Raw genomic sequence first — 15,456 nt, forward strand, 5'->3', positions numbered from 1 at the left:
GCCGTCCAACTCCGCCCGTCTTCGGATTGCAGATGCTACCTATCGCGAAACTCGAGGCGGTCCAGCGCCGCTTTCAGGAACTCGAGCACCTCATGTGCAGCCCCGCGGTGCTCTCCGCCCCGACCGAGCTCCAGCGGCTCAACCGCGAGCGGACCGAGCTCGAGCCCGTGGTCGCCGCGTTCGCCCGGCTCCGCGACGTCGAGCGGCGCATCGCCGAGGACCGCGAGGCGCTCAGCGACCCCGATCTGTCCGAGCTCGCCCAGGCGGAGCTGCCCGAGCTAGAGATCGAGCGGGAGCGCCTCGCCGGCGAGCTCGAGCTGCTCCTCCTGCCGAAGGACCCGAACGACGGCCGGAACACCGTGATCGAGATCCGGAGCGGCGAGGGCGGCGAGGAGGCGGCGCTCTTCGCCGCCGACCTCTTCCGCATGCTCTGCCGCTACGCGGAGACGAAGCGCTGGAAGGTCGAGGTGCTCAACCTGAGCGAGGCCTCCGCCGGCGGCTACAAGGAGGTCGCGGCGCTGATCACAGGGCAGGACGTCTACTCCCACCTCCGTTACGAGGGCGGCGTTCACCGCGTGCAGCGCGTCCCCACGACGGAGACGCAGGGGCGGATCCACACCTCGACCGCGACCGTCGCCGTCCTGCCCGAGGCCGACGAGGTCGACGTGCACATCGACGACAAGGACCTGGAGATCTCGATCGCCGCGTCGGGCGGCCCCGGCGGCCAGGGCGTCAACACGACGAACAGCGCCGTGCAGCTCAAGCACCTGCCCACGGGCATGATCGTGAAGTGCCAGGACGAGCGCTCCCAGCTGAAGAACAAGGCGAAGGCGATGAAGGTGCTCCGGAGCCGGCTGCTCGAGCTCGAGCAGCGCCGGCAGGAGGAGGCCCAGAGCGCCGAGCGACGGACCATGGTCGGGACAGGGGAGCGCGCGCAGAAGGTGCGGACCTACAACTTCCCCCAGAACCGCGTCACGGATCACCGCATCGGCCTCACGCTGCACAAGCTCGACAAGATCATCGAGGGCGATCTCGATGAGCTCATCGGCGCGCTGCGCACGCACCGTCAGGCGGAGCTCCTGCGGCGCGGCGGGCTCTCGGGGCCCGCGGGAGCGCTGGAGTCCGCGACGTGAGGGGGGCGCCGCCCATCGATCTGGAGGCGCTGCTCGTCGCCCTCGTGCTCGCGCCGACGACCTTCTCGCGCAACCGCTTCTTCTCGCTGTACACCGACCCGGAGACGCGCCGGGTGCGGCGGCGGGCGGCGCTCCTCCGGAGCATCGTGCGGCAGCTCGTCGCGGGCGCGGACCGCGCCGGGCTCGCGCCGGCCGCCAGCGGGGGCGCGCTGCTCACGTACGACGTGCCGTCGCTCGGGCTGAAGCGCACCGCCGCGCTCGACGCCCTCGAGCTCGCGGTGCTCCGCATCGCTGTCTCGCGCGGGGCCGCCCCGGAGGCCGGACAGCGGGGCGGCGACGTCGCCCGGACGAGCTCGGCGGCCGGCGCCCCGTTGCCCCAGGACCTCCTCCCCGAGCCCGCGGACACGTCGCGCATCGAGCGCGCGCTCGCCCGGCTCCTCCCCGAGGAGACCCGCGGCGGAGCGACGGGAGCTCCTGGCCAGGGCGAGCCGGGAGAGCCGGACGCGGCGACCAGGGCGCTGCCGCGTGACCGGGAGCAGCGCGATACGCAAGCACCCTAGGAGGCGACGACCATGTGCATCTTCTGCAAGATCGCGAACAAGGAGATCCCGGCGAAGGTCGTGTTCGAGGACGAGCACGTGATCGCCTTCCACGATCTGAACCCGCAGGCGCCCACGCACGTGCTCGTCATTCCGAAGCGCCACATCGCGGGGCTCGGCCAGGCCGCGCCCGAGGACGAGGCGGTCCTCGGCCGGCTGCTGCTCGCCGCGAGGCAGGTGGCAGAGCTGACCGGCGTGGCGGAGGCCGGCTTCAGGACCGTGGTGAACCACGGCGCGAACGCCGGCCAGACGGTCTTCCACCTGCACGTCCACGTCATCGGCGGGCGGCCGATGGCCTGGCCCCCCGGCTGAGCGCGGCGCTCAGCGCACGCCGCGGGTGGCGCCCACCACCGCGTCGAGCCACGCCGCCTCCGCCTCGCCGAGCGGCGGCTGCCGCGGCAGCGACGTCGGCAGCGCGCGGGGCCGCGACGCGCCGTGGGCGCGCAGGTGCACGGACGTGATCGCGCCGACGCGCCCCTCCACGCCGAGGAACAGCGCGAAGAGATCCGGGCCCACCGCGCGACGCGGAGCAGGCCGCACCGCGAGCTCGGCGCCGGACGCGAGCCGCGCGGTGAACCCGGCGACCAGGTGGTCGACCGGGTCGCCCCAAGGATCCGGCGCGCCGGGCGCGCCCGCCGCGATCCACGCGTCGATCGTGAGCTCGCGCGAGGCCGCGTCGAGGTCGAGCGCCAGCGTCAGGCCGTGCGGAGCGAGCGCGCGCTCGACGTCCGCGAGGCGAGCGGTCCCGGCGGCGTGCACGAGCAGGGAAGCGCGGTCCAGCACCGGCGACGCCGGCGGACGCGGCACCGGCGGGCGCGGCACCGGCGGGCGCGGGGCGGGGTCGCGCGGGAGCAGGTTGCCCGGGTTCATGATGCCGGCCGGGTCGAAGACGCCCCGGAGCGCATGGACGACGTCGGCGCCGAGGCCGAGCTCCGCGCCGAGCCGTGGCGCCTTGCTGCGGCCGACGCCGTGGTGATGCGAGAGCGTGCCGCCGGCGTCGATCGCGGCGTCGAGGGCCGCGCGCCAGGCCGCGTCGTACTTCGCCTCGGCCGCCGCGACGCTCGGCGCGCTGCCGGCGAAGGTGAAGTAGATGCTGCAGCCGTCCGGATAGGCGTGGGACAGGTGGGCCATCACGAACACGTGGCGCCCGAGCGCGGCGCGCACCGCGCGGTAGAGCGCGTCGAGGCGCGACCAGGGCGCGGCGACCTCCATGGTGTCGCTGAATGCGCCGGCCATGAAGACGGGCGCCTGGCGGTAGCTCACGCTGTAGCGGTGCGCGAGCCAGTGGCGCGCCGGCTCCTCGCCGAGCGGCCTGGCCCCGCCGCGCGCGGCGATCGCCGCGGCGCGGGCGAGATCCTCGGCGCTCGCGCGCGCCGTGCCCTCGAAGATGAGGATGAGCGTCGCGCCGCGGAGCACGCGCGACCCGACGGCGTCGACGACCTGGTTGAGCACCCCCGGCGCGCGCAGCAGGCCGCGCAGCACGGCGGCGCCGGCCCCGGGGCCCCGCGCCCCGCGCGACGGCGCTGCCGCCCCCTCCGAGGGCTCGTCGCCCGCGCCGGCGAGCGCGCGCTGCCGGCGCACCGCGCCGAGCCGCGCCATGAACGAGTCGAACGGATCGTAGAGCCGCGAGACCGCCGGGCGGAGGCCGGCCTGGAACATCTCCCGCATCGCGTTCCACCCGGCCTCCAGGCTGGGGAACGAGAAGGCGGCGAACGCGCGCGCCGGCGGGGCGGGGTGGAGCCTGAGCGTCGCGGCCGTGACGACGCCGAGCACGCCCTCGCTGCCGATGAGGAGCGGCGTCAGATCCGGGCCGTGCGTGCGCCGGTCGAGGCGGACGACCTCGCCGCGGCCGACGACGCACTCGAGCGACGCGACCATGTCCTCGATCTTGCCGTAGAGCCCCGAGCACTGGCCGGCGCTGCGCGCCGCGACCCAGCCCCCCACGGTCGAGCAGAGGATCGACGACGGGAAATGGCCGAGCGTGAAGCCCTCGGCGTTGAGCTCCTCCTCGAAGCGGATGCCGAGCGCGCCTGCCTCGACCTCGACGGAGGGGGCCTGGCGGTCGAGCGAGCGCCGGCGGGAGAGCCGCTTGAGGTCGAGCACCACCGTGCGGTCGTCCGGCAAGACGCCGCCGCAAACGCCCGAGCCCGCGCCGTAGGGCACGAGCGGGAGCCCCTCGTCAGCGCAGAAGCGGACGACCTGGGCGACCTCCTCGGTGGACGCCGGCCAGACGATCATCCCGGGCCGGTGCTCGGCGATGCGGCCTTCCGTCACGGCGAGGTGGTGCCGCGGCCAGAGATCGCGGGCATAGGCGATCTGGTCGACGGGGGAGGCGCTGCGCGGGATCCCCGGCAGCGCGCGCGACATCGCGGCCTCGAAGCTCATGCTCAGGAGCCCCCTAGCTCCTCAGCTCCGCTCCGCAAGGATGATGAGCCGCGGCGACTCCGAGCCGAAGAAGACGCCCGGGTGCGCAGGGTGGCCGGTCACCTCGGTGACCTTGAAGCCCGCCTCGTGCAGCAGCTTGCCGAGCTCGTGCAGCCCGTAGAGGCGGATCGAATAGTCGAGCTCGCGCGAGCGGCCGTCCTCGAACATCACGGTGCGCTTCACCTTGAGCCGGCTCGTGAAGAAATCTACCTGCATCTCATCCATGCAGACGCAGCCGTCGCCCTCGAACCAGACCAGGCTCGGCTGGCGGGACGCCACGTAGTCGCGGTTGACGATATCGAGCAGGAGCATGCCGCCCGCGCGGAGGGCGCGGCGGATGCGCGCGAGGACGTCCAGGTTCTTCTCGTCGTCGAAGTAGCCGAAGCTCGTGGACCAGCAGTAGACGCCGTCGAAGGTCTCCTCGAACGTCATCTCGCGCATGTCGCCCTGGAGGAAGTTCAGCTTCTGGCCGCGGTCCTGCGCGTCGTCGGCGGCGCGGGCCAGCATCGCCAGCGACAGGTCGAAGCCGACGACGCTGTAGCCGCGGCTCGCGATCTCGATCGCGTGGCCGCCCGCGCCGCACGCGAGGTCGAGGATCACCGCGCCCTTCTCGACGCCGAGCCGCTCCTCGATGAAGTCGACCTCGCGGCGAACCACCTTGCCGTCGATCTTGTCGAGCGTGCGCAGGAAGTCGTCGCCGAAGAGCTCTTCCCACCACGGGCGCTTGCGGCGCACGGCGGGCTCGGTCGAGGGCCCCGAGTTCGGCTCGAACTCGACCTGCTTCGCCGCCACCGGCGCCGCGGCCGCCGGGGCGGATGGCCGCGCGGCGACCGGTGGCTCGGTGGGCGGTGGGGGCGGCACGGACACGGGCGGCGGCGGCACCGAGCTCGTGAACGTCGCGAGGTCGGGCGAGGCCAGCGCGTGCGAGCGCGGGCGCCGCGGCGGCAGCGGCGGCGGCGGCGGCGGCTTCTTGGGCTGCGCCACCTGCGCGTCGCCGCGGGCGGCCGCGCGCTCGTCCGCCGTCTCGCCTTCGCGCTCGGGCTCGATCTCCACGAGCTCGACCTCGCTGCTCTTCGGCGGCAAGGTGCTGCGCGTCGCCTGGGCCGCTGCTTGCTCGGCCTCGCCTGCCTCGGGCGGGGCGCTCGGCAGCTCGGCCTTCGGCTCGTCGACCAGCTCCGGCTCGAGCTCCGCGAGCTCGTCCGCGCTCGGCCCCAGCGGCCAGTCCAGGGCGCGCGCCTCGATCTCCGGGGACGAGGCAGGGCCTTCGCGTCGCGGCCTCCGGGGCTCGGGCTCGGGCTCGACGGCCTCGTCGGCCGCGTCGCGCGAGGTCGGCGGGCCCTCCGCGGGGGCATCCTGGAACGCCTCCAGCCCGAGCGTGGTCGGGAACTCGGACCGGGTCCTGAACTGGAGCGGCGGCCACTCGTGCTCGGTTGGCTCCGTCAGCAGCGGCGGCTTGGCGGGCTCGGGCGCCGAGCTGACCGGCGGCAGGTTCGACTCGATGCTGAGGATCTGGAGCGGCCGGATCACCGCGACCGAGTCCGGGTCGATGATGAGGCCGCCGGGGAGCGGCATCGGCATCGGCGGCAAGCTCGACGAGGACTTCGGCGACGGGCGCGGGACCGCGCGGGGCGCCACGAGCTCCGCCAGGCTCTGCGGCGGCGCCGGCTTGCTGAGCGGCCTGGGCTCCTCGAGCGCCGGCTGGCTGGGAGGCCTCGCCGCGTCCAGCCAGCCGTCGTCGTCCTGCACGTCCTGGAGCGCGCTCGTGCGCGGCGTCGCGGTGCCGCTGTGCGCGGCGGCCTCCTCCGGCGCGGCGCCCTGGTCGTCGCCCTGCTGCGGCGCGTCTCCAGCCAGGTTCACGAGCCGCCGCGAGCGGCGGCGCGCGGCCTTCGGGCCGTCGCCGCGCTCGACCTCCACGGTGCGCTCCACCTCGGCGGCCAGCGACTGCCAGGCTCGCCGGGCGGCGGGGTTCGCCGGCAGGGGAGCCCCGTGCCGCGAGCGCTCCGTGGGCGGCCCGGCGATGCGCGGGTCGAGGTCGAGATCCGGGATCTCCGGGCGCTGCCCGCTGGAGCTCCCGTCGGCCATGCCCGCGACGATGTCGAGGCGCGGCAGCGGCGTCGTCGTCGCGGGCTGCGGGCGCGCGCTGGGCATGCGCTCGGGCCGTGGAGGGGACGACGAGCGCGCGGAGAACGAGCCCTGCTCTCCCTGCGGCGCTGATGCGGCCGCGCTCCCTGCATCGCCCGGCAGGGGCGCGCCGGGCTCTCCGGAGACGCCGCCCTCCTGGGCGGACGCAGCCAGGGGGTTGCGCGGCCGCTCGCTCGTCATCGCTCGCCCCCGTCGAACGGCTCTCCGTAGAGGACCGGCCCCGGAGCCCTGCTCCACGGCGGCGCCGCCCCGCGCTCCACGAACATGACCGTCGTGGAGCCGAGGTGGAACTTGCCGATCTCCTCGCCGCACGCGACCTGGAGGGCCGGCGAGAGCGCGTGCACGCCGAGCGGCACGTCGCGCGCGTCGATGCCGCTCACCGTGATCCGTCCGACGATCATCGCGCCCACCATCACGACCGTCACGCGCCCCTGGCGCTCGGTGTCGATCACGATCGCGACGCGCCGGTTGCGCGCGAAGAGGCCCGGGACGTGGCGCTCGCCGATCGAGTTCACCGGGAAGAGCTCCCCGGGCATCGAGCGGATGACGCTCACCTGGCCGGCGACGGGGGCGTGGACCCGGTGGTAGTCGCGGGGCGACAGGTAGACGACAGCGAACTGCCCACCGTCGTAGCGGGTGGCCTCCGCGGGGTCGCCCACGAGGTCCTCCACCCGGTAGGGCTGCCCCTTGATGAACAGGCGCCCGCCGTCGGTGACGGGGCCGATCGCGGCGATCCGGCCGTCGGCGGGGCTGGTGATGGCTCCGGGGTCGGAGCAGACAGGGCGCATTCCCTCGCGGAGCTTGCGCGTGAAGAACGCGTCGAAGCTCTCGTATGGGCTCGTCAGCACCTCGGCCGCGTCCATGTCGACGCGGTAAGCGCGCGCGTAGAGCTTGACCACCGCGTTCAAGACAGCGGCGGGTGCCCTGGCGTCGCAGAGGCGGCCAACGGCCCGGGTAATGCGCTCTCGCGGAAGCACCCGCAACAGCTGTGCGGCGGCGTAGGTGGCAACGGTCATTGTGCGGAGCGGCGTTATCGATGCAGGAAAGAGAGCGGTGCAGGAATGCTAGGCCTCGGGAAGGACCTGGGTCAACGCTCGGGTCGAGCCAACCTTCCACACAGGCGCGGTCCCCCAGCCAGCGAAGGAGCTCAGCCTTGACGCGACGCGCGACGCACAGCGCGATCCCCGTCGCGCGACGCCAGGCCCGTCCCCCGTGCTCCCCGTTTCTCCACGTCGCTGCGAGCGCGTCAATCGCGAAGCGCCGCTCCGCGCAAATGCGCGGTGCTCACCCGCGGACCACCCCGGCCGCGCGCTCCATTCTGAAGCGCCGATCCGGACGAGGCGCTGCAACTTCGATCGCCCTCCGGGAGCGCAGCAGAAAAACGGAACGGTTTCAAGCGCATACGTCCTGGCACGCCGCTCGCTGAAGGAGGCCCAGGAGGCACGAGACAGCGATGGAGATCAGGTTCTGGGGAGTTCGCGGGAGCATCGCCTCACCTGGGCCGGAGACGGCGTCGGTGGGCGGCAACACGAGCTGCGTGGAGGTCCGCTGCGGATCGTCGCGGATCATCCTCGATGCAGGGACAGGCGTGCGCAAGCTCGGCGACGCGCTGCTCCGGGAGGGGCCGGTCGACGCGACGGTGCTGCTCTCCCATCTGCACTGGGACCACATCCAGGGCTTGCCGTTCTTCGTGCCGGCGTACCTGCCGAGCTCGAAGCTGTCGGTCGTGGGCAGCGCGCACGGGGTCGGGAGCCTCCGCGACGCGCTCTCGACGCAGATGGCGGCGCCGAGCTTCCCGGTCCGGCTCGACGAGCTCGGCGCGCAGATCGCGCTGCGGGAGGCGCGGCCCGGCGAGGCGTTCGATGTGGGCGAGGTCCACGTGCGCACCGCGAAGCTGAACCACCCGGGCGGCGTCCTCGCCTACCGCGTCGAGCACGCGGGCCGCAGCGTCGTCTATGCGACCGACACCGAGCACTACGCCTGCGTCGATCCGGCGCTGCGCGCGCTCGCGGACGGCGCCGACGTGCTCATCTATGACGCGCAGTACACCCCCGAGGAGTACCGCGGCGACGGCGGCCGCTCGAGGGTCGGCTGGGGGCACTCGACCTACGTGGCAGGGGCCGAGATCGCGAGGGTGTGCGGCGCGCACAAGCTCGTCCTCTTCCACCACGACCCGCAGCGGACGGACGCGGGCGTCGCCGAGATCGAGCGCCTCTCGCGCGAGCTCTTCCCCGCCTCGGTCGCCGCGCGCGAGGGGCTCTGCATCAACGTCGAGGCCCTCGCGCGGGCCGCGTGATGACGCGGATGACGACGAGCGCGGCGACCTCTATGCTGGATCCTGCTCCGCTATCCATGTCGCGCCTCTCGTTGCTCGTCGATCTCGCCTCCCTCCTCGCCCGGGAGGTCGACTTCGACGCCCTCCTCGGCACGGCGTGCGAGCGGCTCGCGAAGGCGCTCCGCGCCGACCGCGCGACGATCTGGCTCGTCGACGCCGAGCGCGGCGATCTCGTGACGCGCGTCGCGCTCCTGCCCGAGCTCCCCGCGCTGAGGCAGCCGCTCGGGCGCGGCATCGCGGGGCACGTCGCCAGGACCGGAGAGGTCGTGCGCGTCGACGACGCCGCGCGCGATCCGCGCTTCGATCCGTCCGCCGACCGGGCGACGGGCTACACGACGCGCTCGATGCTCGTCGCGCCCATCCGGGAGGACGGCGCCGCGCCGGTCCGCGGCGTCGTCCAGCTGCTGAACCGCGCGGGCGCGCCGTTCGACGAGGAGGACGAGCGCTACCTCGTCGCGCTCGCGACGCAGCTCGCCCGCGCGCTCGCGCTGACGACGCTCCGCGCCGCCGAGGGCGGCGGGCCGGGCGTCGTGCTGCAGGGGCCGTTCAACCGGATCGTCGGCCGCAGCGAGCGGCTGGCCGCCGTGTACGAGAAGGTCCAGCTCGCGGCGCAGACCGACGCGACCGTGCTGCTGCGCGGCGAGACAGGCACCGGCAAGAGCCTCTTCGCGCGGGCGATCCACGTGAACTCGAGGCGCCAGACGAGGCCCTTCGTCACCGTCGACTGCACGACGCTGCCGGCGCAGCTCGTGGAGAGCGAGCTCTTCGGCCACGAGCGCGGGGCGTTCACCGGCGCGGACCGCCGCGTGCCCGGCAAGGTGGAGCTCGCGGAGGGCGGCACGCTCTTCCTGGACGAGCTCGGGGATCTGCCGCTCGACATCCAGGGCAAGCTCCTCCGCTTCCTGCAGGATCGATCGTTCGAGCGCGTCGGCGGGCGCCAGACGCTCCACGCCGACGTGCGCGTCGTGTGCGCCACGCACTGCGACCTCGAGCGCGCGGTCGCCGAGGGCCGCTTCCGGAAGGACCTCTACTACCGGGCGCGCGTCGTCGAGATCGACCTGCCGGCCCTGCGCGAGCGCGGCCCCGAGGACGTCGAGACGCTGGCCCGGCACTTCGCGGACGTCTACGCGACGAGGTACGGCAGGCCCGCGCCGCGCTTCGATCTGGAGGCGCTCCGCCACATCCGCGCGCACACCTGGCCGGGCAACGTGCGCGAGCTCGAGCACTGGGTCGAGAGCGCCATCGCCCTGGCGCCGGACGGCCGCATCACCGCGGGGCACCTCCCGTCGCGGCGGCGCGAGGGCGCCCCGCCGCCCGCCGCCGCGGCGCACGACGGCGACGAGCGGGTCGCGCTGCCGCTCGGCCTCACCCTCGACGAGGTGACGCGTCGCTACGTCGAGGCGATGGTCCGGGCGTGCGAGGGGAACAAGACGGAAGCGGCGAAGCGGCTCGGCGTCGGCAGGAACACCCTGGCGCGGGCGCTCCGCGCGAAGGGCTGAGGCGCGCCGCTCAGCGCAGGCTCACCGGCAGCGTCAGGCCGATCCCGGCGATCGCCGCGACGCGAGAGGTCTGCCCCTGCGCGAGGGTGCTGACCCGCAGCAGAGGGCGCAGCAGCGCGAGGTGGAGCTCGAGGAAGCCGCGCACCTGGAGGTGCCGGGAGACGCGCCACTCGGCGCCCCCGCGCGCGCCGGAGGTGACGAACCAGGGGGCGCTGGACGCCTGGGGCCTCAGGTCATCGACGGCGGAGACGTGGATCGCGCCGAGCTGGAAGACGTAGCAGAGGAAGACGGCCTCCCTGTGCCTGCAGAGCGAGGCGGCCCCCGCTTCGGCGCCGGTCACCTGGCCCAGGAACGCTCCTTCGTTGCGGCTCAGCGCCTTGAACGCGCGCGCCTCCAGCCACAGGGAGGCGTCGAGCCAGCGGAGGGCGAGCGCGGACGAGACGCCGATGCCCGCCACGGGCATCAGGCCGAACGCGAGCATGGAGGAGGCGTCGAGCTCGCCGTAGACGCCCGGCGGCGAGGCGCTCCGGGGATCGCGCGCGTACGCTCGAGCCGGCAGGACGAGGCTCAGCGCGATCACCAGGGCGAGGCGAGCAACGTTCAGCATCGCGCGTACCGTAGAGGCGCGCTCCAGCGCGGCGGAAGCCGGCGCGGGCAGGCTCGCGCAGAAACCGGCGCGAGCGCGGCATTGCGTTCAGCGGCGTCGTTTCCTCGGATTGTCGTTTTTTTCGGACGCCGGGGGTTCGGGGCGGAGACCCGAGGAAATAAGGCTAGCGCCGCCCGCGCGAAGCCGCCGCGAAGCGGCGCAGAAGCCCGGCCTCCGGCCATCCATGGCCGGACTGCTGGCGGGCGGAGCTAGGGCGCCCTGCGGCGCGCGGCCTCGCAGAGCGCTGACCGGACGGGATCGGCGGGGAGCTCGGGCGGCAGCTTCTCCTCGCAGGCCACCTCGGGGCTCAGCGGGTCGAGCGCGACGCCCGCCGAGAAGGCGCGGTCCGCGCCGGGGCCGCCGTGGAGCAGCCCGTGCAGCGACCACCACCGGCCGTGGCGTCCGTTCACGTCCTCCACCTGCTCGACGAGCGGCGCGGCGCTGGCGCGCTCGCCCGAGGCGAGCAGGGCGGCGGCGAGGAAGCAGCGCACCGCCGGCTCGTGCGGCGCGAGCGCCTGCGCGCGGGCGTGCTGGACCGCGGCCGCGGCGTGGTGGCCGCGCTCATGGAGCAGCTGCCCGAGCCGCACGCGCTTGCCGACCTCCTGCCGGTGCGGCATGTCCCCGCCGGGCGCGAGATCGGGCGGCACGTCCGCCGGCACCGTGGCGAGGTAGGCGCGCCAGCGCTTGTCCCAGGCCGCGAGATCCGCCCCGGAGATCTCCGCGATCGCCCGCTCGAGGTCCGCGTCGCTGCTCGCCGCCTTGAGCCGGACCAGGAGCTCGGGGAGCGCCGTGTCGCCCGCCTCCCTCGTCCAGTAGCGGATGAAGCTCGCGACCTCGGCGAACACGATCGCCGCCTCCTCCGCGCTCGGGAGCATCGCGATCGAGGGGCCGATCTTGTCGAGCGGGCGCCCGAGCCCCTTCTGGATGCCCAGCCAGGCGACGGCGTCCACGGACGGCACGTCGTCCAGCGGGTCGGGCTCGCGCCAGCGGACCTCCTCGCGCTTGGCCACGCCCTCCTGCAGCCACAGCGGGGCGTTGTCGCGCGTCCCGCGCGAGAGCGCGAGGTGCGTTATCTCGTGCGCGAGCGTGTCCAGCCACGGATAGCCGTTCGGCGTCGCGCGCGGGGAGAGCATCGTCACCCGCCCCCACTTGGCGATGGCGACCGTGCCCGTCGTCCGCGCCGCGTCCTCGGGCAGGCCCGTCATCGCCGAGAGCGTGAACTGGTCCCGGACGAGATCGATCCGCAGCGGCCTCAGGAGCTCGACGCCGAGGTCCTTCGCGAGCACGTCGCGCGTCCTCGCCGCGACCTCGACGAGGAGCGGCACGAGCGCGCGATCGTCGTCGTCCTGGAGCCGCACCCACACGCCGCGCGCCTCGTCGTCGACGACCACGGTCGCGGCGGTGGCGCGGGCGCAGCCGCGCGCGATGTCCCCGAGCGCCGCGCCCTCCGCCGTCGCCGAGAGGTCGGGGCGCGCGAGGATCGCCGCGGCGGCGTCGCAGTCGCCCTCGTAGATGGCGAGCCGGCCGCGCTCGAGCGCGAGCGCGGGGTCCGCCGGGTCCACGCCCTTCAGGATGTCGCGCGCCGCCGGGGCGTCGATCTCCAGGATCGCGGCCCGCGCCCGCACCGCGCGGTCGAGATCGCCCACGGACAGGCGGCCAGACGCGGTCGCCGAGAAGGTCGCGAGCGCGGCGAGGACCACCGCCCTGAGGCCGCGCGTCGCGGCCGCCGCCCCCCGCCGCGGCGCCCTGGCCGGGCTCACCGGACCACCGATGCGCTTCATTTCAGGAGCCCCTCCGCGTAACGCTTGACCGCCTCCCGCAGCCGCGGCTCCGAGGTGCCCCCGAGCCCCTCGAGCACGCGCCGCCGGAACTCCTCGGGGCCCTTGTGCTTGTCCTTGTCCGGGATGTCGGCCTTCCTCGCCATGTCCCTGTCCCCTTCCTGGTCGCCGTCGCCCTCCTGGCCCTGGTCCTCGCTGCGCGACATCTCGAGCAGCCGCTGCGCGTCGCGCTGGCGCTCGCTGCCCTGCTCGCCGTCCCCCTCGGACAGCGAGCGCTGGGCTTCGCGCATCGCCTGCTCGGCGTCGTCGAGGCGCTCGAGCATCTCCTCCGGCATGCGGCCGTCGCCGCGCTCGCCCCGCTTGCGGAGATCGCGCGCGCGATCGGCGAGCGAGCCCTCGCGCTGGCTCGACTTCTCGAGGCCCTCCCGCGCCCGCTCCGACGCGGCCTGCCGCAGCTTGCGCAGCGCCTCCTCGGCCCAGGCCAGCTCGTCGGCGAGCGCCTGCTGCGCCTCCGCGGCCTCGCGGCCCGCCCGCTCCTCGGGGAAGAAGCCGCCGGTCCTCGACCCGAGCCGCTTCGCCTCGCCCAGCGAGCGCATCGCGCCCTGACCGCTCTGGACCGCGTCCTCGGGGCGGCCTTGCTCCAGCGCGCCCGCCATCGCCTCGGCCTGCTCCCTGCCATCGGCCGCGGCGGATTCGGCCGAGCCCGGCGCCGCGCCGGGCTGCGGCAGGTCCCGCACCGCCTCGCGGATCGCCTCGGCGTGCTTCTTCGCCTCCTCGCGGAGCGCCGCGATGTCCTCGGGCCTCGACGCGCGCGCGAGCTCCTCGGCGACCGCGTTCATCTCGGCGGCGTGGTCGCGCGCGAGCTCCTCGAGGTCGCGCTCGCTCTGCGCGACGCTCTCGTCGGCGCTCGAGGCGTCCCCGGGCTCCGGCCCGCGCGGCGCTCCGGACTCCACCCCGCCGCGACCGCCGCCGCCGAACGAGGGCTCCGGCCGCCTGAGCCGCGCCGCGAGGTCGCGCGCCGCGAGCTCGGCGTGCACCCAGTCGCTCGCGCCGCGGGCGCGCGCGATCCTGCGCAGGTCGTTCGCGACGATCTCCCCGAGGTCGAGGCCGAGGTCGCCGAGCTTGCTCAGCTCGACCCCCCCGCCGCCCAGCACCGTGACCGCCGCCTCGAGGCGCCCTTCGCCGTTGCCGCGGTCGCCGCCGTCGAGGAGCTCCGCCGCCGCCGCCGCCTCGTCCGCGACGTCGGCCAGCCGCTGCGCGACGGCCTGGGCGTCGCGGTAGCCCAGGCCGCGCAGGCCCGCGTCGAACGCGAGCAGCACGCCCTCGGTCTCGTCGAGCAGCTTCTGGTGCGCCGCGCGGGTGGTCGCCTTCCGCTCCGCGGCGAGCGCCTCGTCGAGCCTCGCCAGCTGACCCCGCGCGAGCGACGCGATCCGCCCGCGCACCCGGAGCCCGCCGTAATCCGCGGCGAGCGCCCGCTCGACCTCCGCCTTCGCGGCCGCCTGCGCCTCGGCCTCGTGCGCCGCGTGCCCCGCGGCGCTGCCCGCCTCCGGCGCCTTCTGGCCGATGCGGTCGGCGAGCAGGTCGGTGAGGGCGTCGCGCGCCTTCACGAGCGCGACGTAGCGCCGCGCCTCGGGCTCGCCCACCTGCGGCGGGACGACCAGGATCGCCTCGCTCCTGCCCCACTTCGGGCCCTCGATCGGGTCGTTGTCGCGCGCCTCGATCCGCACCTCGATGGGCACGTACGTCCTGCGGAAGAAGGGGTCGCGCGCCCTGAGCTCGTAGCCCCCGCGATCGACCTTCGCGTCCCCCGCCGGCCGCGAGAGCACGCGCCGCTCCTCCTTGGCGCCGGCGCGCAGGACGAGATCGACCTCGCGCAGGCCGTGATCGTCGGTGATCTCGTAGCGGAGCGGGATGCTGGGCTCGTCGAGGAGCCTCACCGTGCGCGGGGCCCCCTCGAGCGTGACGCGCGGCGCGTCGTCCGAGATCGACACGACCCGCTGCGCGTCGGCCTGCCGGACGCGCACCTGCCCGAAGCGCGCGGCCGCCTGCAAGGTCGTCGAGTCGCCGAGCGTCCACCGGGCGATCACGCCGCCCTTGCCGTCGTCGACGAACGGGACCTCGGCGCCGCCGTCGGTCAGCACGAGCGCGCGGCCGGCGCGGACGGGGCGGCCGCGCACCGTGATCACCGTCCCCCGTGGCTGCATCGTCGTCGCGAAGGGCAGGAGCACCTCCGTGGCCTCGTGGAGGTACTCGGGCGGCGTGGCCGTCATCTCGATGTCCTCGAGCCACGGCAGATCGAGCGGCGCCTCGCCGCCGCGGGCGGCGAGGACGTCCAGGCCCTCGACGACGCGCGACGGCTCGATCGCGGTCGCCGCGAGCGCCGCCACGCCGAGGGCGAGGCCCGCCATCGCCCAGCGCGCCGCCGCCTGCTGCGCGCGCGCGGTGATGCGCGCCTGCGAGGCGCGGCCGAGGAGCCGCGCGAGGTGGAGGCCGGCGAGCTCCGGCGACCCGACCCGATCGTCGGCGCGGGCGCGATCCACGAGCGCGAGCGCCCTCAGGGTGGCGGCGCCGAGCGCCTCGTCCGTGCGGCCGATGATCTCGCGCACCGTGCGCCGGGCGTCGCCGCGGCGCCGCCGCGCGAGGATCGCGCGCGCGGCGATGGCGGCGAGCAGCAGCGCGAGGCCGGCGCCGGCGAGCCCGCGGGCGAGCGGAGACCCCACGCGCGCCACGTGCGCCGCGCCGAACAGCCCCGCGCACGCCGCCGCGGTGAGCGCGCGCCGCGCGGAGGGGCCCACCTCCGCATCCCAGACGGAGCGCAGCCGCGCGATGGACAGGGCCGGCGCCTCGTTATCCATGGAGGCAAGGGTAACCGGCGGCAGGAGGTGGTCCAGCGAATCGGT

Annotated in this window: 11 protein-coding genes; 5 read left to right on the top strand and 6 right to left on the bottom strand. The window is 75.1% G+C overall.

What is annotated here, in order from left to right; translation table 11 throughout:
* Positions 1-32 precede the first annotated feature (32 nt).
* From prfA to WME89_RS52460, 3 genes are read left to right on the top strand one after another with little or no spacing between them, the layout of a single operon-like run.
* Positions 33-1,133 (top strand): peptide chain release factor 1, encoded by a 1,101-nt coding sequence (gene prfA, locus WME89_RS52450; RefSeq protein WP_438006996.1) that lies wholly within the window; start codon positions 33-35, stop codon positions 1,131-1,133.
* Positions 1,130-1,693, top strand: coding sequence for a hypothetical protein (locus WME89_RS52455; protein ID WP_438006997.1), 564 nt, complete (start codon positions 1,130-1,132; stop codon positions 1,691-1,693). Before prfA ends, WME89_RS52455 begins: the two co-directional genes overlap by 4 nt.
* 12 nt (positions 1,694-1,705) lie before the next feature.
* Positions 1,706-2,044 (top strand): histidine triad nucleotide-binding protein, encoded by a 339-nt coding sequence (locus WME89_RS52460; protein ID WP_437622524.1) that lies wholly within the window; start codon positions 1,706-1,708, stop codon positions 2,042-2,044.
* Positions 2,045-2,053: 9 nt separating this feature from the next.
* On the opposite strand, the gene WME89_RS52465 is transcribed toward WME89_RS52460, so the two are convergent.
* Genes WME89_RS52465 through asd form a run of 3 tightly spaced genes read right to left on the bottom strand, consistent with a single transcriptional unit; the run spans position 2,054 to position 7,197 of the window.
* The gene (locus WME89_RS52465) at positions 2,054-4,117 is read right to left on the bottom strand and encodes an FAD-binding protein (RefSeq protein WP_438006998.1); all 2,064 of its coding nucleotides are present in this window, start codon (positions 4,115-4,117) and stop codon (positions 2,054-2,056) included.
* A gap of 21 nt (positions 4,118-4,138) precedes the next feature.
* Positions 4,139-6,478, bottom strand: coding sequence for a methyltransferase domain-containing protein (locus tag WME89_RS52470; protein ID WP_438006999.1), 2,340 nt, complete (start codon positions 6,476-6,478; stop codon positions 4,139-4,141).
* Positions 6,475-7,197 (bottom strand): archaetidylserine decarboxylase, encoded by a 723-nt coding sequence (gene asd / locus WME89_RS52475; RefSeq protein ID WP_438012081.1) that lies wholly within the window; start codon positions 7,195-7,197, stop codon positions 6,475-6,477. The genes WME89_RS52470 and asd overlap by 4 nt, the downstream gene beginning before the upstream one ends.
* 554 nt (positions 7,198-7,751) lie before the next feature.
* On the opposite strand from asd, the gene WME89_RS52480 reads away from it, so the two are divergent.
* The gene (locus tag WME89_RS52480) at positions 7,752-8,594 is read left to right on the top strand and encodes an MBL fold metallo-hydrolase (RefSeq protein WP_438007000.1); all 843 of its coding nucleotides are present in this window, start codon (positions 7,752-7,754) and stop codon (positions 8,592-8,594) included.
* Positions 8,595-8,626: 32 nt separating this feature from the next.
* On the top strand, positions 8,627-10,132 hold the full coding sequence (locus WME89_RS52485; RefSeq protein ID WP_438007001.1) for a sigma-54-dependent Fis family transcriptional regulator: 1,506 nt from the start codon (positions 8,627-8,629) through the stop codon (positions 10,130-10,132).
* Positions 10,133-10,142: 10 nt separating this feature from the next.
* Here WME89_RS52485 and WME89_RS52490 read toward each other — a convergent pair whose 3' ends face one another.
* From WME89_RS52490 to WME89_RS52500, 3 genes are all read right to left on the bottom strand, one after another.
* Entirely contained in the window at positions 10,143-10,739 is a 597-nt protein-coding gene (locus tag WME89_RS52490) for a hypothetical protein (protein WP_438007002.1), read from the bottom strand.
* Positions 10,740-10,987: 248 nt separating this feature from the next.
* Entirely contained in the window at positions 10,988-12,559 is a 1,572-nt protein-coding gene (locus WME89_RS52495) for a hypothetical protein (protein ID WP_438007003.1), read from the bottom strand.
* Positions 12,556-15,411, bottom strand: a complete 2,856-nt coding sequence (locus tag WME89_RS52500) for a DUF4175 family protein (protein WP_438007004.1) — start codon at positions 15,409-15,411, stop codon at positions 12,556-12,558. Before WME89_RS52500 ends, WME89_RS52495 begins: the two co-directional genes overlap by 4 nt.
* Between the last annotated feature and the right edge of the window lie 45 nt (positions 15,412-15,456).

Origin of the sequence: Sorangium sp. So ce321 (genome assembly GCF_051530195.1) — a bacterium.
In the GTDB taxonomy this organism is placed as follows: Bacteria; Myxococcota_A; Polyangia; order Polyangiales; family Polyangiaceae; genus Sorangium.

Coding starts and splice junctions, on each gene's coding strand:
- WME89_RS52490 (WP_438007002.1), bottom strand. CDS start 10,739: ATGCTGAACGTTGCTCGCCTCGCCCTGGTGATCGCGCTGAGCCTCGTC.
- prfA (WP_438006996.1), top strand. CDS start 33: ATGCTACCTATCGCGAAACTCGAGGCGGTCCAGCGCCGCTTTCAGGAA.
- WME89_RS52495 (WP_438007003.1), bottom strand. CDS start 12,559: ATGAAGCGCATCGGTGGTCCGGTGAGCCCGGCCAGGGCGCCGCGGCGG.
- WME89_RS52465 (WP_438006998.1), bottom strand. CDS start 4,117: ATGAGCTTCGAGGCCGCGATGTCGCGCGCGCTGCCGGGGATCCCGCGC.
- WME89_RS52500 (WP_438007004.1), bottom strand. CDS start 15,411: ATGGATAACGAGGCGCCGGCCCTGTCCATCGCGCGGCTGCGCTCCGTC.
- WME89_RS52480 (WP_438007000.1), top strand. CDS start 7,752: ATGGAGATCAGGTTCTGGGGAGTTCGCGGGAGCATCGCCTCACCTGGG.
- WME89_RS52460 (WP_437622524.1), top strand. CDS start 1,706: ATGTGCATCTTCTGCAAGATCGCGAACAAGGAGATCCCGGCGAAGGTC.
- WME89_RS52485 (WP_438007001.1), top strand. CDS start 8,627: ATGCTGGATCCTGCTCCGCTATCCATGTCGCGCCTCTCGTTGCTCGTC.
- WME89_RS52470 (WP_438006999.1), bottom strand. CDS start 6,478: ATGACGAGCGAGCGGCCGCGCAACCCCCTGGCTGCGTCCGCCCAGGAG.